General features: G+C 48.7%; 22 protein-coding genes. 10 read left to right on the top strand and 12 right to left on the bottom strand.

What is annotated here, in order from left to right; genetic code table 11:
* Window positions 1–11 precede the first annotated feature (11 nt).
* Complete coding sequence (locus HZU75_RS15515; protein ID WP_180306892.1) at window positions 12–2,798, bottom strand: M16 family metallopeptidase; 2,787 nt, start codon at window positions 2,796–2,798, stop codon at window positions 12–14.
* Window positions 2,799–2,907: 109 nt separating this feature from the next.
* On the opposite strand from HZU75_RS15515, the gene HZU75_RS15510 reads away from it, so the two are divergent.
* Together HZU75_RS15510 and HZU75_RS15505 are read left to right on the top strand one after the other, a co-directional pair.
* Entirely contained in the window at window positions 2,908–3,387 is a 480-nt protein-coding gene (locus HZU75_RS15510) for a DUF4231 domain-containing protein (protein ID WP_180306891.1), read from the top strand.
* A gap of 4 nt (window positions 3,388–3,391) precedes the next feature.
* Window positions 3,392–3,844, top strand: a complete 453-nt coding sequence (locus tag HZU75_RS15505; protein ID WP_180306890.1) for a DUF1353 domain-containing protein — start codon at window positions 3,392–3,394, stop codon at window positions 3,842–3,844.
* 11 nt (window positions 3,845–3,855) lie between these two features.
* Here the strand turns inward: HZU75_RS15505 and HZU75_RS15500 are convergent, their stop codons facing one another.
* Entirely contained in the window at window positions 3,856–5,547 is a 1,692-nt protein-coding gene (locus HZU75_RS15500; RefSeq protein WP_180306889.1) for a putative bifunctional diguanylate cyclase/phosphodiesterase, read from the bottom strand.
* A gap of 220 nt (window positions 5,548–5,767) precedes the next feature.
* On the opposite strand from HZU75_RS15500, the gene HZU75_RS15495 reads away from it, so the two are divergent.
* Window positions 5,768–6,616 carry a 23S rRNA (adenine(2030)-N(6))-methyltransferase RlmJ gene (locus HZU75_RS15495; RefSeq protein ID WP_180306888.1) on the top strand — a complete coding sequence of 283 codons (849 nt, stop codon included), beginning with the start codon at window positions 5,768–5,770 and terminating at the stop codon, window positions 6,614–6,616.
* An 84-nt stretch (window positions 6,617–6,700) separates the two neighbouring features.
* Here HZU75_RS15495 and HZU75_RS15490 read toward each other — a convergent pair whose 3' ends face one another.
* The 7 genes from HZU75_RS15490 to leuC form a co-directional block, all read right to left on the bottom strand.
* Entirely contained in the window at window positions 6,701–7,624 is a 924-nt protein-coding gene (locus HZU75_RS15490) for an Asd/ArgC dimerization domain-containing protein (protein WP_180306887.1), read from the bottom strand.
* Window positions 7,625–7,734: 110 nt separating this feature from the next.
* Window positions 7,735–8,511, bottom strand: coding sequence for a substrate-binding periplasmic protein (locus tag HZU75_RS15485; RefSeq protein ID WP_180306886.1), 777 nt, complete (start codon window positions 8,509–8,511; stop codon window positions 7,735–7,737).
* A gap of 102 nt (window positions 8,512–8,613) precedes the next feature.
* Window positions 8,614–9,678, bottom strand: coding sequence for a 3-isopropylmalate dehydrogenase (gene leuB / locus HZU75_RS15480; RefSeq protein ID WP_373279618.1), 1,065 nt, complete (start codon window positions 9,676–9,678; stop codon window positions 8,614–8,616).
* Window positions 9,679–9,870: 192 nt separating this feature from the next.
* Entirely contained in the window at window positions 9,871–10,602 is a 732-nt protein-coding gene (nagB, locus tag HZU75_RS15475) for a glucosamine-6-phosphate deaminase (protein WP_180306885.1), read from the bottom strand.
* 115 nt (window positions 10,603–10,717) lie between these two features.
* Complete coding sequence (leuD, locus tag HZU75_RS15470; RefSeq protein ID WP_180306884.1) at window positions 10,718–11,356, bottom strand: 3-isopropylmalate dehydratase small subunit; 639 nt, start codon at window positions 11,354–11,356, stop codon at window positions 10,718–10,720.
* Window positions 11,353–11,472: an entericidin A/B family lipoprotein gene (locus tag HZU75_RS15465; RefSeq protein WP_180306883.1), complete on the bottom strand. Its 120-nt coding sequence runs from the start codon at window positions 11,470–11,472 to the stop codon at window positions 11,353–11,355. The genes leuD and HZU75_RS15465 overlap by 4 nt, the downstream gene beginning before the upstream one ends.
* 12 nt (window positions 11,473–11,484) lie before the next feature.
* Window positions 11,485–12,891: a 3-isopropylmalate dehydratase large subunit gene (leuC, locus tag HZU75_RS15460; RefSeq protein WP_180306882.1), complete on the bottom strand. Its 1,407-nt coding sequence runs from the start codon at window positions 12,889–12,891 to the stop codon at window positions 11,485–11,487.
* A gap of 170 nt (window positions 12,892–13,061) precedes the next feature.
* On the opposite strand from leuC, the gene HZU75_RS15455 reads away from it, so the two are divergent.
* From HZU75_RS15455 to HZU75_RS15445, 3 genes are all read left to right on the top strand, one after another.
* A complete protein-coding gene (locus HZU75_RS15455) occupies window positions 13,062–13,508 on the top strand; it encodes a ribonuclease domain-containing protein (RefSeq protein WP_180306881.1) in 447 nt (148 codons plus the stop codon).
* A complete protein-coding gene (locus HZU75_RS15450) occupies window positions 13,499–13,777 on the top strand; it encodes a barstar family protein (RefSeq protein ID WP_180306880.1) in 279 nt (92 codons plus the stop codon). Before HZU75_RS15455 ends, HZU75_RS15450 begins: the two co-directional genes overlap by 10 nt.
* Before the next feature lie 264 nt (window positions 13,778–14,041).
* Window positions 14,042–14,323, top strand: coding sequence for a helix-turn-helix domain-containing protein (locus HZU75_RS15445; protein ID WP_180306879.1), 282 nt, complete (start codon window positions 14,042–14,044; stop codon window positions 14,321–14,323).
* On the opposite strand, the gene HZU75_RS15440 is transcribed toward HZU75_RS15445, so the two are convergent.
* Window positions 14,320–15,177 carry a radical SAM protein gene (locus HZU75_RS15440; protein WP_180306878.1) on the bottom strand — a complete coding sequence of 286 codons (858 nt, stop codon included), beginning with the start codon at window positions 15,175–15,177 and terminating at the stop codon, window positions 14,320–14,322. The genes HZU75_RS15445 and HZU75_RS15440 overlap by 4 nt on opposite strands.
* A 28-nt stretch (window positions 15,178–15,205) precedes the next feature.
* A complete protein-coding gene (locus tag HZU75_RS15435) occupies window positions 15,206–15,652 on the bottom strand; it encodes a universal stress protein (RefSeq protein WP_180306877.1) in 447 nt (148 codons plus the stop codon).
* Between the two features lie 133 nt (window positions 15,653–15,785).
* On the opposite strand from HZU75_RS15435, the gene HZU75_RS15430 reads away from it, so the two are divergent.
* The 4 genes from HZU75_RS15430 to HZU75_RS15415 are packed head-to-tail and all read left to right on the top strand — an operon-like array spanning window position 15,786 to window position 19,004.
* On the top strand, window positions 15,786–16,208 hold the full coding sequence (locus HZU75_RS15430; RefSeq protein ID WP_180306876.1) for an acyl-CoA thioesterase: 423 nt from the start codon (window positions 15,786–15,788) through the stop codon (window positions 16,206–16,208).
* A 12-nt stretch (window positions 16,209–16,220) separates the two neighbouring features.
* On the top strand, window positions 16,221–16,634 hold the full coding sequence (locus HZU75_RS15425) for a tellurite resistance TerB family protein (RefSeq protein ID WP_180306875.1): 414 nt from the start codon (window positions 16,221–16,223) through the stop codon (window positions 16,632–16,634).
* A 49-nt stretch (window positions 16,635–16,683) separates the two neighbouring features.
* Window positions 16,684–18,474: a methyl-accepting chemotaxis protein gene (locus HZU75_RS15420; protein ID WP_180306874.1), complete on the top strand. Its 1,791-nt coding sequence runs from the start codon at window positions 16,684–16,686 to the stop codon at window positions 18,472–18,474.
* A gap of 32 nt (window positions 18,475–18,506) precedes the next feature.
* A complete protein-coding gene (locus HZU75_RS15415; protein ID WP_180306873.1) occupies window positions 18,507–19,004 on the top strand; it encodes a DNA-deoxyinosine glycosylase in 498 nt (165 codons plus the stop codon).
* A gap of 13 nt (window positions 19,005–19,017) precedes the next feature.
* Here the strand turns inward: HZU75_RS15415 and HZU75_RS15410 are convergent, their stop codons facing one another.
* Window positions 19,018–20,703 carry an ABC1 kinase family protein gene (locus tag HZU75_RS15410; RefSeq protein ID WP_180306872.1) on the bottom strand — a complete coding sequence of 562 codons (1,686 nt, stop codon included), beginning with the start codon at window positions 20,701–20,703 and terminating at the stop codon, window positions 19,018–19,020.
* Window positions 20,704–20,735: the final 32 nt, after the last annotated feature.

Here is a 20,735-nt window from a genome sequence, read left to right as displayed (position 1 = left end):
ACTGCATATTACTACTGAGCCATCGCAGGCGATTTGAGCTTGCTAAAGTCAATCTCATTGCGACAGTTAAAGACGCCGCTAGTCCAATTACCCGGTGCTAACCAAGCTTGGGTATATTTAAACAACATATCTGGCGTGTATTCGGCTAAATCAGGCAACTTGGCTAGTGGTTTATCTTGATTAAGCCAACGGTGCGTGGCCAGCAAATTAGCGTATAACATCGGTCTTTGCGGCAACTCGATCACCGTTTTGGTGATTTTATCACGCACCGCTTGCAGCTCTTTCTCGCTGGCTGCTTCACTCAGTAAGCGGCGTAGTTCAGTCTCAACGATTTTCTCAGTATCACTGCATTTGGCCGTGTCATTTTGAAACAGCACATTAATTAGCGCACCTTGCGACTCGGTAAATGACGTCCAGACATTGACGCTATAAGTTTCGCCAGCTGATTCGCGCAATGCTGCATTTAAACGCAAGCGCACTAGCTCAGCTAATGCATCGGTCAACACCGCACTTTCACTGGATGGTGGCACTTGCACACTCACCTGCATCACCCGCACCGCGCCTTTCAGCTCATTCACTGGCTGAGTGAACGCGGCTGGCGTCACCATACCTAGGTGCGGCAATGTGACTGGCGTCTGTGGCTGGGTGGGCAAGCCACCAATGTAACGCTCGATCAACTGCTCATGATATTGGCTATGGTTGTCAATACCAGTGAGCACAAAGCGAAATTGGGCTGGGTTCTTAAGCCAGATTTCTCGCACTTCATTGAGTTGCTTTAGATCGGCATCCACATCATTCTTCCGCCAATATTGTGGCAGCGGCCAATTCTCGCCGTAGCGGCGCGCATTAAGGTAGTCAACCAAACCGATGCTACTGACCATTACATTTTGAAAATACAAGTCGCTACTGATTTTACGCTCTGCATCGTCTTGGCGGCGCGAGGTAAAAGCCAGATATTGCATTTGCAATAGCGTTTCTAGCTGAACGCTTGGCGCTTCACCTAACCAAGCAAATTGATCAATATTGACCAGCGGCATAAATACCGTGCCCTTGCTCTGCAACGCCTGATTGACCTCATTAAAGGTCAGATCACCCAAGCCAGCCCGCAATAAATACTGATTGGCAACTCGCCCAGCTGGCCACAACTTGCGGTCCAGCGCCAGCAGGCCACCTTTGGCAATTGCCGCAAACCCCACGCGATTGGTCTGCCCTGGCACGGTAAGTACTTCAATTCCATTACTTAAAGTCAGCAACCGCCCACCAGTGGCCTGATCGGGCTCACGCTTGATAATTTTGCCTTCGCTTGGCGGGTTGGCCACCAGTGCCTTTACCACCACTTCCGACTGAGGCTCCAGCTTCTCGGCCTGCACCTCGGCAACCATCGATTTCACCGATTGTTCGGTCAACAATGAAAATGAGCTTAGCTGCTTAGGCAGCAGCATATAGGCCAGCTGATTAGGGTCTTTGAGCAAGGTTTGCAATAATTGCTGGTAGTCAGCAGGCTTGGTAGCTGCATTGAACTGACGTCTAAGGTATGCCGATTCATAGGGCAAGCGTAATGCATCACCATAGCGCACATGCTGCAGCATCTGACTGGTCCACTGCACATTAGTCAATTGATCCGGGGCCAGCGACTGCCGCAACTCAAACGCAGCTTTGATTTCGGCCTCAGTAAAACCAAAGCGCTGTGCGCGCTCCAACTCTCGATACAGCTCGCGCAAAGCCTCTTTGAGCTGATTGCCTTTGGCAAAAGCCTCTACACTGAGCTCACCATGTCGAGCTGGCACTAACGGAGCTGCCAGTTGAAACTGAGCAGAGCTCTGCATCAAGGTACTGTCAGGTTTTTTCGATTGTGAAAGCAAGCGCTGCTGCAGCAAAATCGCCAACATTTCGTGGCGAAAATTACCCATCGCCGCATCAAGATTGGCCACTGACTGCACAGGCTGCAGCCACGTCCAGCGCACAATTGGCTGCGCTAACCATTCGACATTCCGATGACTAAATAATCGCAAGCCCTGATCACTTCTTGGAACAGGATACTCACGCGCCGCCTCACCTTTTTTCGCACCAGCAAAGCGCGTTTTAATCTGACTCTCGACTGCATCAACATCGACATCACCGGCAATCATTACGGTCATGCGCTGCGCTTGATATTCCCGCAGGTAAAAGGCTTGAATTTGCTCCGTACTGACTTGCTCGATGACTTTGACTTCACCTATCGGTAGCCACTGAGCATACCGGCTAGCGGGATACATCTTCTGCATTAGTTCAGCATAAAAATCGGTGCTTGCTGCGCGATACCGCCCTTCATCTAGTACCACTTTTTTTTCGGCAGCCAACTCGGTGGCATCAAATTGAATTTCCCCACTTGCCCAATCCGATAGCAAATTAATTGCTTTATTAGCCTGAGCACTTGCTACCGACAATTTATAAATCGTCGTTTCATGATTGGTAAACGCATTGGTATCATGGCCAATGCGCATGCCCTCACTCTCAACAAATGCTTTGACCTGCCCTTGGCCAAAGTTTTTCGTGCGGCGAAATGCCATGTGCTCCAGCAAATGGGCAAACCCTTGCTCCTGATCGGTTTCACTTAATGAACCTACATTGACCAGTAATTGCACTTCCACTTTATCAGCAGGCTCTTTCGCGTGAACAATAAAGTAGCGCACACCATTTGCCAGTTCACCATGCCGAACAGAAGAATCAAGTAATGGTGGCAATTCAATGGCACCACTCGGCCCAACTAAAGCCAGACAAAGTGCAATTTGTAGCGATAACTGCTGCAGATATTTCATAAAGCGGCCCAAAAACTTACAAGTTGCAAGCATGATACGCACGCCATCTGTAACCGTCCATCAATTGCAGAGACTGGTATGATGCGGGTTTCCCTAATGCATACCGGCCATGGATCGCGATATCACCAACAATATCCAGCAACAGCATCCCGATGTACGGGTGAGGTTTTTGTTGTCAAAAATAATTCGGCATCAACATTATGCGGAACGCAAAAGTCGCAGCTTAAAGCGCACCACCTACAGCTTGAAGTTTTCGATGCTCAGCCTTGCTGCCGCCTCTACGGTCGTACTGGGGCTCGATGCAGCAACACTACTACCCTATGCAAAAAATATCGCGCTGGTTTTGGGGGCAATCATGACCTTGCTGGGTGGGATCGCCAGCTTTTTGAACATTGAAGAATACTGGATGCGCAATAATGCAACTCACCTGCGCCTAAAAGCGCTGCGTGACCGCTTGGTGTATCTCACGGCAGATTTGCAGTCGATTGAGGAGCCCGCCTTACAAGCGCTAATCAATGATTATCAGGCGATTACCGAAAGCAATATCAACTATTGGCATGAAGCCATCGCAGATAAAAGTGCGGCCTAGTCAGATGCGTATCGCTTATAAAAAACGTCGCAATTATAAGTATGTACTGGCTCAATACTGTGAAATTCAGTTGCCCCTCGTTCTTGAGCAGGAAATACGAACCCGATTTATTAACCTGACCCAATCTGGCAGCTTGCAACTGGCACAGCACTACGCTTGGGATGGCGCCAGTGGCCCGATGCCGGATTTACCGTCGGTAATGCGAGCATCCTTGGTACATGATGCCTTGTACCAACTCATGCGCGAAGGGAAATTGCCAGATAGTTATCGCAAGCAGGCCGATCAAATTCTACGCAACCTTTGTATCGCAGACGGCATGAATGTTGTGCTTGCAAATTGGGTGTACTACTGCGTGCGTTCTTTTGGGCGCAGCTTTGTGCAGTCTGATCTCAAATGGCTTAAATCAAAAGATACCCAGCCAGGTATGACTACAAAATCTAGTATAGAAAATATATAGCAGCAGATACCCTACACCAACAATCGCTGAGCCTGCTCTTTCTCCAGGGGATGACTAAACCAATAGCCCTGTGCATATTGAACACCTTGTGCATTAAGCCACTGTGCCTCCGCCATGGTTTCTACACCTTCAGCGACCACTTCCAGGTGTAGGGCGCGAGCCAAATCGAGTAAAGCCCGGCAAACCTGTTGATGGGCATGATTGTCGGGAATGTTTTGAATCAAGCTGCGATCAAACTTCAGCTTTGACAATGACATGCGCGACAACAATGCCAGATTTGAGTAACCCGTACCAAAATCATCCATATGTACCGCAATACCTGCTTGGGTTAAAACCTGCAATGACTGCAAAGATTGAGCCTGCATCAGAGTTGATTCGGTCAATTCCAGTACAATTTTGTCCTGCAAAAATATCGGTAAGCGGCGTATACGGCGAATCACCGAGTCGGCAAAATCTAATTGCGATAATTGTAATGCCGATACATTCACGGCAATGGGCACCACTGGTAAGCCGGCGCTGGCCCATGCTTGAACTTGCGCCATCGCTTCATCCAACGCCCAATCGCCAATTGCAGCAATAATGCCGGTTTGTTCGGCAAATGGAATAAAGTCGATCGGACTCACTTCGCCGCGTTGCGGTTGATACCAGCGGATCAAGGCTTCAAACCCGATTAGTTGGGTATCGTGTAAGCGAATCTGTGGCTGGTACACCAAACGGAACTCCTGCAAAGCAAGGGCTTGGCGCAATTCGCGCTCCAGCGCCAATTGCAATACTGCATATTTAGCCATCGCGGGCTGAAATACACTAATCTGCCCTCGCCCTTCTGCTTTACCACGATAGAGCGCAATATCGGCATGCTTTAGTAACTGCCCAGCGGTCTGGCCATCTTGCGGGAACTGCACCCTGCCCGCGGTAAAACCCAGCTGAAAATCCAGCTCTTCAATTTGAATTGATTGCGCCAAGAAAAATAATAAATGGTCGTCAATCCGCGCCACATCGGTTTGTGGCGCCAACAGCACAAACTCATCACCACCAAGGCGAAATACCTGCTCGCTAAGCGAGTGCAAGCGCTGCGCCACTTGTACCAATGCAGTATCGCCTGCTGCATGCCCCAGTGCATCGTTAATGCGTTTGAAATGGTCCAGATCAATCAACCACAAGACAAACTCAACACCGGCTGTAATTTTTTGCGCCAGTTGCTGCTCTAGATAACTGCGGTTAAATAATTGCGTCAGCGGGTCATGCCAGGCCAACCACTGTAGCTGCTCTTGCGCCTGCTTGCGTTCGCTAATATCACGAGCAATGCCTGCGGTACCAATAATGTGCCGGCCCTCACGAACCGGCACTTTAATCAACTCCATCCAGCGCTGACCATCAATCACATGCTCAAATGGATGCTCAACCCGAATAGCCTCACCAGACTCAACAATTTTGCGATCGTCCGCTTTATAACGCTCGGCCAGATGGGGAGGCGACAAATAAAAATCATCTTTTCCCAGCAAGCGCTTAGGATCGGAGATTTGCCAAATATCACAAAAAGCACGGTTAACGACCACAAAGCGCCCATCAACATCCTTAGCCCATGCCAAATCTGGGATGCTGTCGACCAGCGCTTGATAGCGTTGGCGCAAACGCCGCGCCCGCCACGCATAAATGAGCAAGGCGACGCAAATGGCAACTAACAAGGCCAAAACCCAAACCATTACTACCCCGCTGCATGTGACATGGTGATGAAGATCACTTCATCTTAATCAATTTGTGGTGGCTTTTCGCAAAACACGGCTCACTCAAGCAACAAAACGACACTTATGCGTCGATGCATCAGCCTCAAATGGGTGATCAGCTAAATTGTGGCCTCGTATGCGCATAGAAGCACAGCACAGTTTGGCGGTACAATGGCCAGATTGTGTCAGAGAATCAACCATGCTCAGTTACCGCCATGCCTTTCACGCCGGCAATCACGCCGATGTCCTTAAACACGCCGTTGAAGTGCTACTGCTCGATTACCTCAATCAAAAAGAAAAACCTTGGTGGTATATCGATACACACGCTGGTGCTGGCGTGTATTCACTCACGGAAGGCTATGCCACCAAAAATGCCGAGTTTGAAACCGGCATCGCCCGCATCTGGCAACGCAATGATTTACCAACGGGATTGGAAAAATACGTCCAATTAGTCAAAACACTCAACGCCGGGCAAGATCATTTGATGTTTTACCCCGGCTCGCCCTTTGTGGCGCAAGGGCTGCAGCGCTTTGACGATAAATTGCGCCTGTTTGAATTGCACACCAGTGACGCTAAATTGCTGGCCGATAACTTTGCCTCGGTTGGCAAACGCGCTCAGGTCATTCATGCCGACGGCTTTGCCAGCATCAAAGGTGTACTGCCACCACCACCACGCCGCTCACTGATGCTGATTGATCCACCGTATGAAGATAAACACGATTATGTACGCGTCGTTGATACGATGAAGCTGGCGCTTGAGCGCTTTGCCACGGGTGTTTATGCGATTTGGTATCCGCAACTGGCACGGGTGGAAGTCAAAGAAATGCTCGATAAATTAAAGAAAATCCCGTGCAAAGGTTGGCTGCACGTTAGCCTGACAGTGCAATCACCTAGCTTGGATGGTTTTGGCATGCACGGCTCGGGCATGTTTGTGTTTAATCCACCGTGGACTCTAGCCAGCGAGCTAGATACCATCATGCCGTATCTGGTCAAACACCTTGGGCTAGATAGCGGTGCGCGCTATACCCTTGAGCAACAGAGCGCATAAGTATTCTTCAGCAGTAAAAAAGCCCCATCATGCATGGGGCTTTTTTATTAGCTAAGCGATTTACCTGAAAGCAGGCTCAGCCAGTTATACCAGCGCCAGCAATAGCGCGGCAGCGCGCGCAGGCAAACGGGCATTATCAGCCACCAGCCATACCGTCGCAGTGCGGCCATCTTCTGACAATTGCAATTGATTGGCCCAAATTTTGTCACCACCAATTGCATCCTGTGGGGTGGCAATGCCAGCCGCGCCGCTGCCTTGCAAGAAATACAAAGCGGGCGCAGCCTGAATGGCGCTTTCTACGGCCGCCAAGGTTTGTGCCGATTTAAACTGCACGCTCAAGCTCACGGCATGGCCAAAAAACACCGGTACTCGGCTCACGGTTAAGCTGTTGATGGCATGACCAGCAGCGGCGAGCTCTGCATGAATACGCGCTTCTTCACCACGCGCGGCGGTTGGCAAAACATTAAACGCCAGCCGTTTTGGATAGCCAGCCAGCTCCACTTCTTGCTGCGCAAACAACTGGCGAGTTTGCATCGACAACGCTTCAATCGCTGACTTGCCATCTTCGGACACCGATACCATCGCGGTTGCGGCGACAAAATTCAGCTCAGACAATGATTTTAACGCCGCTACCGTGGCCGAAATCATCGAGGTCAACACATGCGGCAGACTCACAATTTGCCCTGCCTGCGGTTTACCTACTTTTGACTGAGTCGCGCCAGTCAGGTCAATCACCGCCACACCCGCTTGTGCCGCTTGAGCTGCATATTGGGTGGCCAGCTCTGGCGAGCCGACAAACACCGCGGCTTCGACTGATTTCCAGTCAAACAGATCAACTTCCAGTACCGGCAAAACATGCTCGCGCAGCTCAACCGTACCGGCTTCTTCGTCATCCGACAGTGGATAGAGCGCCTCTAAAGCGATGGGTAACTCACCCAATACATCTAACACGGTTTGAGCTGCGGGGGTATCTGCACCAACTAGCGCAACAGAAATAGCTTTAGACATATACTCACTCCAGGTATAAATAAAAACAACCGCACCAGCTTACGCCGATGCGGTTTAAAGTCGTATTTTACCCGCTTGTGCCCGATAACACGAGCAGCGAACAAAACGGGCTAATTTGATCGATTGATTTCGCGCCGTGTAGCTTCCAGCATTTTGCTGGCTAGACCGGTATCGGACAAAATACGCAGCCCATCGTTAAACGTTTTAGCCCAACGCGGCGAATTGGGGTTTTTACGGTCAAACACCACATGCAGTGGCGCACTCCAATAAGCTTGTGATTGGCACACTATTTTATTCTGGTCTGCTGCCGTTAGATTTTTTGCAATGACATACGGCCCTACTTCAATATCAATAGGTAACAGATCAATGTAGCCCGCACTCAATTTTTTAAAATTACTCACATCGCTATTGCTGACATCCACCTGCAACAAGCCCGATTTACTCAGCTTATCAAAGTCGTCTGAATAAAAATTGCCTGCGGTAACCCCGATTTTGTAAGAGGCCAAATCTTCAAGTTTTTTCCACTTGATTTCACGCCCTTTTTGCTGGCAAAACACCATGCTCAAGGACAATACTGGGTCGGAATAAATGAGATCTTTTTCACGCTCGGCATTTTTGGCCCAGCCAAAGCCCCCCTGGTAAATACCTTGGCGAACACCGTCGATCGCGCGCTTATTGGGAACCGATTCCAACTTGACCGCAATATCTTTTTGCTCAAATGCAGCAACAACTAAGCGTGTCAGCAACCCTTTATGCGGCAAACTTTCACCCATATACGGGGGATAATCCTGCAGTGTCAGGGTAATTTGCTCTGTTTTCTGCTCCGCCTGCGCGGCATTCACCCAGATGCAGCAGCTCACAGCCAGTATGAAGCGATTGATACGCATGATCAGCACCACTTGGAGTAGATAAGTTTTCTTTATAGCAGCCGATTTCACACCCATAAAAAAAAGAGCCTTGTCGGCTCTTTTTTTGGGTCTGTGCGGCAATTACATGGCAGCGACTACGGCGTCGCCCATGGCTGAGCAGCTCACTTTGGTTGTACCTGCTTCGTAAATATCCGCAGTACGCAGACCTTGCGCCAACACTTTCTTCACCGCGTTTTCTACACGCTGTGCAGCCGCTTCACTGTTGAAGGTGTAACGCAGCATCATGGCTACTGACAAAATCGTGGCCAGTGGGTTGGCTACGTCTTTACCGGCGATATCTGGCGCTGAGCCATGGCTTGGCTCGTACAGACCTTTGTTGTTCGCGTCGAGCGAGGCGCTTGGCAACATGCCGATCGAGCCGGTCAACATTGAGGCCTCATCCGACAAGATGTCACCAAAGATATTGCCGGTCACGACTACGTCGAACTGCTTCGGCGCTTTCACCAGCTGCATCGCCGCGTTATCCACCAGCATGTGGCTCAGCTCTACATCCGGATATTCCTTAGCCAGATCGGTCATGATCTCTTTCCAGAATTCAGTGGTTTCCAGCACATTGGCTTTATCCACGGAACACAGGCGTTTGCCGCGCTTTTGCGCCGCTTGGAAAGCCACATGCCCGATACGGCGAATTTCGCTTTCGGCGTATAACATGGTGTTAAAGCCTTCGCGCTCGCCCGCTTCGTTAGTGCGAATGCCGCGTGGCTGACCGAAGTAAATATCGCCGGTCAATTCACGCACGATCAGGATATCCAAGCCCGACACCACTTCTGGCTTCAGGGTTGAGGCATTGGCCAATTCTGGGTACAAAATCGCAGGGCGCAGATTGGCAAACAAATTTAAATCTTTACGAATCGCCAATAGGCCGCGCTCTGGGCGCAGCGGACGATCGAGTTTGTCGTATTGCGGGCCGCCCACAGCACCGAGCAAAATCGCGTCAGCTTCACGCGCCAGTTTTTGCGTGAATTCTGGATACGGCGCGCCGTATTGGTCATAAGCTGCGCCACCCAATGGGGCCTCTTGCAACTCCAAAGCTAAACCGTCATTTTTTAATACTTCGAGTACTTTTTTAGCTTGCGCCACAATTTCTGGGCCAATGCCATCGCCGGGCAAAATCAATACTTTCATGTTTATCTCGTGGTTTTTATCGGGTTAATGATGGATTGCAGTCATATACTAGGTATACATCCACACAGCAATTAAATAATGAGCTCTACGGCAATACCCACAGATGAAATCCAAAGCCAGCGCAGTTATTTTTGCCGCAAATAAACGTAGAAAAAGAGGGGCAAGCCCCTCTTTTTTACTTAGCACACTCGCTTAGAACGATACTTTGTAGTCTACATCGCAGTCAGTCATCACAATCACGCGTGGATGCGTTTGCAGCAATGATGCTGGTACTTGCGTGGTGATTGGGCCATTCAAAGTGCGATCCAAGATTTCAGCTTTCTCAGCACCTTTCACGACCAACAAAATAGCGCGCGCTTGCATAATTGTGCCCATACCCATGGTCACGGCATGCGTTGGCACTTCGTCAATGTGGTTGAAGAAACGCTTGTTCGCTTCGCGAGTCTCTTGTTTCAGCGTTACTTTATAAGTACCGCGAGACAAATGCTCATCCGGCTCATTAAAACCGATGTGACCATTGCCGCCGATACCGAGCAATTGCAAGTCAACTGGGCCTTGCTCAAACATCATTTTGTCGTAGTTGCGGCATTCTGCATCAACGTCAGCCGCGTTGCCATCTGGTACGTGCGTGTTTTCACGTTTGATATCGATGTGATCAAACAGATTGCGCTGCATGAAATTACGATAGCTTTCTTGGTGTGTGATTGGCAGGCCAACGTATTCATCCAAATTGAATGTTTTAGCATGCGCAAAGCTCACCAAACCTGCTTGATAAGTTTTAACGATTTCTTTGTACAAACCGATTGGGGTGCCACCTGTTGCCATACCCAAAATAGCATTGGGCTTTGAACGCACCATAGAGATAATTAGGTCAGCTGCGGCACGATCTAGATCGCTTTGATTTTTAAATTTATGCAGGATCATCGGTTTAATTTCCAAAGTATGAATTCGACCGTAAGAGGATACGACAAAATTCTAAGAATAATATTGATAAAGCCTAAAAAATGAGCCCCATTTTACAAAAAAGGGACTCAATTATTTATTTTGCAAACAACCAAGGTTGTTCGGCTTGGCGTTTTGCTTCAAATGCGGCGATTTCATCGCGATGCGCCAGCGTCAAACCAATTTCATCCAAGCCATTGAGCAAACAATGCTTACGATGCTCGGTAATTTCAAACTTGAATACCTCGCCGCTTGGCGTAGTAATAGTTTGAGCTTCCAGATTGATATTGAGGCGATAACCTTCAGCCTTGGCTTCATTAAACAACTGATCAACCACGGCAGCGGGTTGCACAATCGGCAACAAGCCATTTTTGAAGCAATTATTAAAGAAAATATCGGCAAAGCTTGGCGCAATCAGCGCGCGGAAACCGAAATCTTCGATCGCCCACGGCGCATGCTCGCGCGAGCTACCACAGCCAAAGTTATCGCGCGCTAACAGCACTTGCGCACCTTGATTGCGCGGCAGATTGAGTTCGAAATCAGGATTCAGCGGGCGCTGGCTGTTATCCATACCCGGCTCACCTTGATCCAGATAGCGCCATTCATCAAACAAATTGGGGCCAAAGCCGGAGCGCTTGATCGATTTTAGAAACTGTTTCGGAATAATCGCATCAGTATCCACATTGGCGCGATCCATCGCGCAGACCAAACCATCTAATTGGATAAAAGGTTTCATTTCGCTGCCTTTTCGATGGCTTCGCCACCCTTTTTAATATCTTTACCAATACCCGACACGGTATTGCAGGCACTTAATGCCAATACCAGAACGCACAGAGTGAATGATTTAAGCATCACCATAGCTCCTTAGGCGAAGTGTCGAACATCTACAAAGTGGCCTGCAATTGCCGCGGCGGCTGCCATTTCTGGGCTTACCAAGTGCGTGCGACCACCTTGACCTTGGCGACCTTCAAAGTTACGGTTTGACGTTGAGGCACAACGCTCACCAGGCGCCAAACGATCGGCGTTCATCGCCAGACACATAGAACAGCCTGGCTCACGCCATTCAAAGCCCGCTTCGATAAAGATTTTATCCAAGCCTTCAGCTTCAGCTTGCGCTTTGACCAAACCTGAACCGGGCACGATCAGCACTAATTTGACACTAGCTGCTTTTTTCTTACCTTTGATCACACTGGCAGCGGCGCGCAAATCTTCGATCCGGCTATTAGTACAGGAGCCGATAAAGACTTTATCAATCGCGATTTCGGTCAGTGGCGTATCGGCATTCAGGCCCATGTACTGCAGCGCACGCTCGTAACTACCCTTTTTCACTGGATCGGTTTCATTGGCTGGATTTGGCACTTTGCCAGAAACGCCAAGTACTTGCTCAGGTGATGTACCCCAAGTGATTTGGGGCTCGATGTCTTCAGCCCGCAGCTCAACCACGGCGTCGAATACTGCGCCTTCGTCTGAAACTAACTCGCGCCAGTTCGCTACCGCGGCATCCCATTGCTCAGCGCTTGGCGAGAATGGACGGCCTTTGAGGTATTCAATGGTCTTGTCGTCAACAGCAACCATACCGGCACGCGCGCCACCTTCGATCGCCATATTGCACAAGGTCATCCGACCTTCCATGCTCAAGCTGCGAATCGCTTCGCCACCAAATTCAATCGCATAGCCAGTACCACCAGCGGTACCGATTTTGCCAATAATCGCTAGCGCCACGTCTTTGGCGGTCACGCCCATGCCGAGCTTACCGTCCACGCGCACCAGCATGGCTTTGGATTTTTTCGCCACCAGTGTTTGCGTCGCTAGTACGTGCTCAACCTCAGAAGTACCAATACCATGCGCCAGCGCAGCAAAAGCGCCGTGCGTTGAGGTGTGGCTATCACCACAAACCACCGTCATACCAGGTAGTGTGGCGCCATTTTCTGGGCCAACTACGTGCACAATACCTTGACGCTGATCTTTAAATGGGAAATAAGCGAGAGCGCCAAATTCTTTAATATTCGCGTCGAGGGTTTCGACCTGCAGGCGAGAAATCGGGTCTTGAATCCCTTTTTCCCACTCATTGGTTGGCGTATTGTGATCAGCCGTGGCTACCACGGATGATTTACGCCACGGCTGGCGATTGGCCAGTTTCAAGCCTTCAAAGGCTTGAGGACTCGTCACTTCGTGTACCAAATGACGGTCAATATAAATCAGACAAGTGCCATCAGCTTCTTCGCGAATAACGTGCGAATGCCAAAGTTTATCGTAGAGGGTTTTAGCCATAGCAGGGATCGCCAGTTGGGACAATCAGGAAACCTCCGATAGTAGCGGATTCGCCCCTTTGCGACAACTGATGCATTAGGGTTCTGCCTGATATTGCCTGAACGGACATCGTTCTTGCGTTTCATTCTGCACACGGGATAATTGGCAAACATTGACAGGAAAATCGCATAATGAAAATTAAGCACCTCATTACGATGCTCACACTCTTGGGCGTACCACTATTAGCTTATGCCAGTGCAAATACGCCAAGTTGCGAGCAAGTTGCAATGCAAGTAGCTCAGCAACAGCAAGTGTCCGCCCCAGAACTATTGAGCATTTTGCACAGCCTTAACCATTATCAGCGCCTACCGGAGAAATTTGTCACCAAAAAGCAAGCATACGCTGCCGGTTGGCAGCCGGGCAGCAGTCTTTGGAGTGTATTGCCGGGAAAATCAATTGGCGGAGATCACTTTGGTAATCGTGAACGCAGGCTGCCAGCTGGGCAATATTATGAGGCTGACTTGGATTATCAAGGCAAAAAGCGCAACGCCAAGCGATTAGTCTTTCAACCGAGTGGGAAACGCTTTATCACCGTTGATCACTATCAGAATTTTTCGGAGATTCCGGCATGTCAGTAGGCCTACATATCCACTTACGCAACATTTCCAACTTGAATGATTTTTACGACCAACTCACCCAGCAAGCCAATCTGAATAGGGGCTTTGGGCGTAATCTGGATGCTTTATTTGATGTACTGACTACTGATCTGGCAGGGCCAATTTGCATTACGTGGCATGGTTGCGAGCAATCTAAGCAGGCAATGACAGGCACGCAATTTGCAGATTTGATGAGTGTGTTAAACGATGCAGCAGCAGAGCGTGTTGATTTAACCATACACCCACACTAATCCAAGGTATAGCCCTACAACAAAGACCTACCAATAGCTACAGCAATATACCCCAATCAAATCTACCATTTGATTATCGCAACAATCTCACTGCGACTTCTAATCCGGCAGGAGCTAAATTAGTTCCTGCTGATGGATGTCAATATTCACCACCGTAGACGTGCAATAGTGCCGTGTCTCGCACGGCCAAAATTCTTATGATGACATCAACATTTATCGAGCCGGCATAGATGTCCTTGGATCACATCATTAAGGAGCACAACCATGACCAAAACATTGAATCCAAAGCAGATTCGCAAGCAACTGGGATTAAACCAGCAAGAATTCTGGAGCCAAATTGGCGTCACACAAAGCGGTGGATCACGCTATGAAAGTGGCAGAGCCATGCCCAAGCCAGTACGTGAACTGCTCCGGGTGGTTCATGTTGAAGGAATTGATTTGGCAACCTTAAAACGGGAAGAAATCAAAGCCTTAAACTACCTGCGTGAGCAGCAACCCCATTTGCTAGAAGATTTGATCAAAAAATCAACCGAAACGGCACTTTAAGCGCTCAGCTTGACCGCCAAGCCAATCTGCTCCAAGCGTATTTTGAGTGCGGTCATCCATTCTGCGGGTGCCGCACTCAAACGCGGTGCCTCACTCTGCAATGAAGGTCTTGCCAATCCATACAGCAAAACCCCAGTAATCGGCACGCCCGACGCGAGCTGTTCTGCTAAAAATGCAACGTAGTCGTTTAACTCCGTGTCACTTGGCAAGATACCGTCTACGGCGAACATACAGGTTTGTATCCAGGTTGGGCAGCCCCGTGCAGACACAGCCAGGCGACGCGCTACCTGCGTGCGCGTGAGGGTAATTTGATTTACAAACTCGAAGCCATCTTTGGGTGCACGATCAATTTTGAACCATACTTCGCCATCCATAGCAGCTATTTTCTGCAAAGCTACTTGCACTGCCATTTTATCAAGCTGACTTCCATTCGTAATTAATACGGTTTTAATGTCCAGCGCATACTTGGCGCGAGCCGCAGCGACTACATCAATCACAGCTCCAAATTGCGTTGATGTGGTTGGCTCACCATTGCCAGAGAAAGCAATGTCATTAATTCGCCGCACTTCGGCAGGAACAGCCGTTTGCATAAAATCGCCGATCACGATGTGTTCGAGCAATGCATCAAGCTCAGCAGCAAGTTGCTGTAAATCAGTTTCTGGCGCCGGACCCCGCACCAAATCTGGTACCTGACAATACACGCAACGCCAATTACATGCGTTATTGGGGTTGAGATTAATCCCAATTGATACACCACCCGCTCGCCGCGACACCACGGGATACACATACTTTAAGCCCGCAATGTCACGACGATGATCGTTAACATTCAACGGGCTAATTACTTGAATGGCCATGCGGATTTAAACCTTTAAATAACAGCTTCTAAGCACTAGCTTTCACCAACAAAACTGGAATATGGGTATGCCGCATAACTCCCTCGGCCACACTGCCAAGCAACATATGAGTTAAACCACCGTAGCCGTGCGTCCCCATAACGAGTAAATGCGCCTGCCATTTTGCCGCATCATCCACCAAGGTGCGGGCAATTTGTCCACCCCAGATTTCTAACAACTCCGTTTCAACTTGGATATTTTTCTCTTGCAAAAGCGCGGCACGTTCGGCCAGCAATTTCTCGCCCCCCTCTTTGAGTGAGGCTTGCAACTGCGGCACATCCAGAAACTCATTCGCACTCCATGCAAACTGAGCCAAATCAATAACATGAATTAAGCGCACTATCGCATGCTGCTCGCCTGCCAATCGAGTCGCCTCCTGCAATGCCGCCTGACTGGTATCACTGTGATCAACCGGAACTAAAATTCGGGTGTACATGATCTGCTCCTCATCGCGTGGTATTTATTTAGTCTAGCAGGCCGATTGATAGTTCGGCTATTGCAGCTCAAGGTATTAACGGCATACACTCAAGAAAAACCTTATTTCAGCATCTGCTAATTCAGACTAAATTATGGCTCGTGTTGTACTTGATTTACCCGCCTGTGACTTATTTACCGCCGAATTAGCCATTCGGATACGCGACATCAACTACGGGCAACATCTAAGCAATGATGCGCTGATGGCCATGCTGCATGAAACTAGATTGCAATGGCTGGCTCAATTGGGATTTGCATCTGAGATGGATATTGATGGCAAAGGCCTCATCATGGCCGATGCCGCAATTGTGTTCGAAAATGAGGCATTTTATGGTGATGTGTTGTTAATTCGCTTAGGTGCGGCAGAAATCAGCCGTGCCAGCTTTGAACTTTACTATGATATTAGCAGCCAAAATCAAGCTATCGCTAAGGCAAAAACAACACTAGTGGCTTACGATTACCCACAACGAAAAATCACCAGCTTGCCGCTCGCTTTGCGTGCAGCATTAGAACAATAAAGGGATACCAACATGAAAAAATACCCAGTAAATAGCCCCGAAGCAATGGCTCGCCTGCTCGTGTTACAAATGATTTGTGACGGCAATTTTGACCCCGAAGAAATCGATGAATTGGAGCACTTGCACGTTTACGATGTATTGGGCATTAGCCGCAAAGGCTTTATTCAAGTACTTCAAGACTACTGTAATGACATCGGCGACGAAGCTGATGAGAACGGCAGCGTACATTTGGTCGACAAAGAACGCATTGACCAGCTGCTTGAAACAGTTGACGACCCTAAAAAACGCCTGCAACTTGCGGCACTTTCGCTTGATTTGGCTAAATCAGACCAAGAAATCAACGACGCTGAGCTAGCCGTATTCAGCCGAATGCTCAAGAAATGGCATCTGTCACTCGATGATTTACAACTCGCTTTTGATCACTAATTAGACTTAACTAATAATAATTACAGCCGTAAAAAACGGGAAATTCTAAATGGCTTGGTTGGCAGATTTCCACCGCTCGTTTGAGCGTAACTTCATTCCTACTCTAGGCCGCAAATTTGCCTTCATTGGGCTTCTTTGTTGTTTCCCTTTGCTTATCACTGTTGCGGTGTCCTTAGCCAAAAGTGAGCTGATTCAGCTCACTCAAGGATTACCAGCATCGCAACAGACGCAAATCATCAGTATCTTGGATCAACTTAGCCTGATTTGCACGGCACTCACCGCTGCATCGCTGGTTTTATGCCTTATTGAAATTGCCTATTTTCACCTCTGGATTACCAAACCAGTTCGCCTCATTAATGAGGTATTTACTGACGCAGCAGATCACGAAGGTGATTTATCACGCAACATACCTACGCCGTACACTGATGAAATCAGCCAACTGGGCATGACCTGCAATCGCTTCTTAAGCAAACAACGTGACATTATTGCAAATGTCCAGACCATGACCATTAGCATGGCATTGGAAGCCGCCAAATCGCAAAAACACATCCGAGAATCAGCCAATGCCAGCGCCCAGCAAGATCAGTTGGCCAAAAAAGTGGTTGACGCTAGCAACTCAACGACGCGCGGTATCTCGCAGGTATCTACCCAAACTGGCGAAATTTCACATACCACCGCCGCCAATCTAGACATGGCACATGCGTCATATTCCGAGCTACAGGATGTGGTCAGCCGCATCAATACGATCAATAGCAAGATCGGCAACTTTAATCAAACCGTAGATGGCCTGAATAAACGCTCGGCCAGCATTAAAACCATTGTTGATCTTATTAAAGAAATTGCAGGCCAGACCAATTTACTAGCCCTGAATGCCGCCATTGAAGCGGCCCGTGCAGGCGAACAAGGGCGTGGCTTTGCAGTGGTAGCCGATGAAGTTCGCAAACTAGCCGAAAAGGTCGGCGTAGCAACGGACGAAATCTCGCACGACATTGATAGCATGCTGTCACAAGTATCTGAAACGCTGGCTGAGACCCAGCTCATCACCCAAGATGCCAATATGACGCGCGATGTGGTTGAAAAAGCCTCGGCCCAATTTGCTCATATGGTTCGTGATTTTGAAAATACGGCCGAAGCATTAAGCGGTATTGCCAGCACACTCGAAGAATTCACTGCAGCGAATAATCTAGTAAACGCCAACGTTTCCGAAATTCACCAGCTATCACTGGCGGTGAATGAAAAAATGAGCCGCTCCGCCGAATCATCGAAGGATGTTGCCAAAGCAACAGAAGATGTGCAAGCAATGGTTGGCCGCTTTGTAATTGGCCAAGGCCCGCTTGACTCGATGATCAGCCTGTGCTGCGAGTACCGTGATCAGGTTGCCTACAAACTAACTACAATGCTCACACGTGGGATTGATATTTTTGATCAAAATTATCAAATTGTTCCCAATACAGACCCGCAGAAGTATAAAACCAGCTACAGCCAGCACTTCGCAGCGGAAATGCAGCCTCTCTACGATCAATTAGCTAAAGCGGCCAAAGGGGGGAAATTTTCCTTGGCTGTGGACAATCGTGGTTATGGTGCAACCCACAATAGCTGGTATTCGCAAACACCAACCGGCAATCGGGCAACTGATCTGATCAATAGCCGTGACCAACGGATCTTCAATGACCCTGCCGGACTCAGAGCTGCTCAAAATACTGAACGCTTCCTTTTGCAAAATTATGTGCGTGACACCGGTGAAATCATGACCGAACTTGATGTACCCATTTACATCAATGAGCGTCACTGGGGAAATCTGCGGTTAGGCTTTGATGGTGCTGCGTTACTGAACAAGTAATATTAGCCCTCCTCCGCCAGACATTCGTCCAAATGAGCCTTAAAGCCAGCTTTGCACCTATCGTTAGTCCTGATGCTAGAATTTTGATCTTGGGCAGCTTACCCGGTGATGCATCGCTAGCACAGGGGCATTATTACGCACACCCACGCAATGCATTTTGGCCGATTATCAGCGAAATACTGCAAATTGATCTGTGCAATCTGGCTTATGAGCACCGCTATGCCATGCTGCGTGCCCAACAAATTGCTTTATGGGATGTAATCCAAATAGCCTCTAGGTCAGGCAGCCTAGATTCGGCAATCAGCAATATTCAAGCTAACCCGCTTACCGAATTAACGCTTCGTCTAACTCAGCTAGAGCTAGTCGTTTTTAATGGCAAACTTGCCGCCAAGCACGGAAAAAAACAAATACCAGGGTATATTCAGCAAGCCATTGCTCCGTCTACAAGCCCAGCGTATACCATTTCCATTAGCGACAAGAAAACGGCTTGGCAAAATATTTTCAACGCGTTCATGCTGCGACAAGCTTAGAGAAGCTAGCTTTTTAGCGCTCTGATTTACTTGATATCCAAATAGCAAACATCAGCCAGATGGCATTTAATAGCGCCACAACAAAACCCAAAAAACCCAATAACGGCATACCAAAAATAGTCGGCCCTACTTTAATCGTCATCGCGATTGAAGAACCAATGATCAATGCCCCAGTAACAATACCCATCGTTAATCGATTGGCACTTTTGGCCAACTGATTGCCAAAATGGTCTAAACGCTTTAAATCCAGATCGATGCGCAAATTACCGCGACGTGCTTGCTTGATCAGCTTACCGATATCGCGCGGCAAGCCGGAAAGCACATTAAATGCTTCCAGAAAGTTATCCTTGCCACGCTTCAGTAGCGTTTTGGGGTTGTACCGCGTGATGATGACTTCTTTCACAAATGGCGTTAGGTGCGACACCATTTGAAACTCTGGATCAAGCTGCCGACCCAGCCCTTCCAGCGTGATTAATGCTTTAAACAGCAGAGTGAGATCTGCCGGCAGAGTAATCTCGTGCTCGCGCATAATCATTGCGACATCATTTAGCAAATGACCAAATTGAATATCTTTTAGCGAAAGATTTTCATAATTAAACATAAAATCGGCAATATCGGCGGCTAGCTTTTCCTCATCAACGACGGTATCACCAGTCCACTCCAACAAGACATTCAAAATACCGTGCTCATCACGCTGCGCCAGCGCAGCCAGCAGATCAACAATATGATCCCGTCGTGGATGGGGCAAGCGCCCGACCATACCAAAATCAAGAAAGGCAATTCGACTACCAGATAAATACTTTACATTTCCAGGATGCGGGTCAGCATGAAAGTATCCGTCAATTAACACCATTTTTAGCACTGCATCTGCGCCACGCGCCGCTAGCAGCTTGCGATCCAAGCCAGTCGCATCCACGGCCGCCAGATCATTGCCAGCCACACCGGCGATGTATTCTTGCACAATCAGGCGATCCGAAGTCCATTCCCACCAAATTTTGGGAATAACAATTTCTTCATGACCTGCAAAATTAGTGCTAAAACGCTCCAAATTGCGGGCCTCAATCGAAAGGTTTAATTCCCGATGAATAGATTTTGCAAATTCATCCACCATCCGCACAGGTTGATAGCGCCGCAAATCCGGGAATTCAAACATTGCCAAGCCCGCAATATGCCGCAAGATGCGCAAATCAGCTTCGATCTTGGCGATAAAATTGGGCCGACGAATTTTAAGGACCACCTCGGTACCATCATGTAGTTTGGCCCTATGTACTTGCGCAATGGAGGCCGAGCCAATCGGCTGTGGATCCAGTTCGAAAAACAGCTCATGAGGGTCCCGCCCTAGGGCTGCTCGTAACTCAGGCTCTAATTCGGCAAATGGCAGTGGTGGCACATCACTTTGTAATTTCTCAAACTCGGCAATCCACTCAGGTGGGAACATATCAACCCGCGTTGCCAAGACCTGGCCTAACTTGATGAATGTTGGCCCCAGTTGTTCCAATGCTCGCCGTACACGCACGGGAGGCTCAAGTAGTTCAACCTCATGATCCCCGGGCCAATGCAATAGATCACCAGCACGCTCAACACCTTTTGCCAAGCCCAATCGTTGTACTAAATTACCCAAGCCATGACGCATTAAAATTGCAATAATCTCGCGCACGCGAGGTAAATCTCGCATCACGGTGAACGTTTCTTTTAACATTGAGTCTGTCCATCAGGGCCGAATTAGCCGAT

This window comes from Chitinibacter fontanus (assembly GCF_013423785.1).
Taxonomy (GTDB): Bacteria; Pseudomonadota; Gammaproteobacteria; order Burkholderiales; family Chitinibacteraceae; genus Chitinibacter; species Chitinibacter fontanus.
The sequence above is the reverse complement of the archived record's forward strand: the minus strand, read 5'-3'. Positions and strand labels throughout refer to the sequence as shown.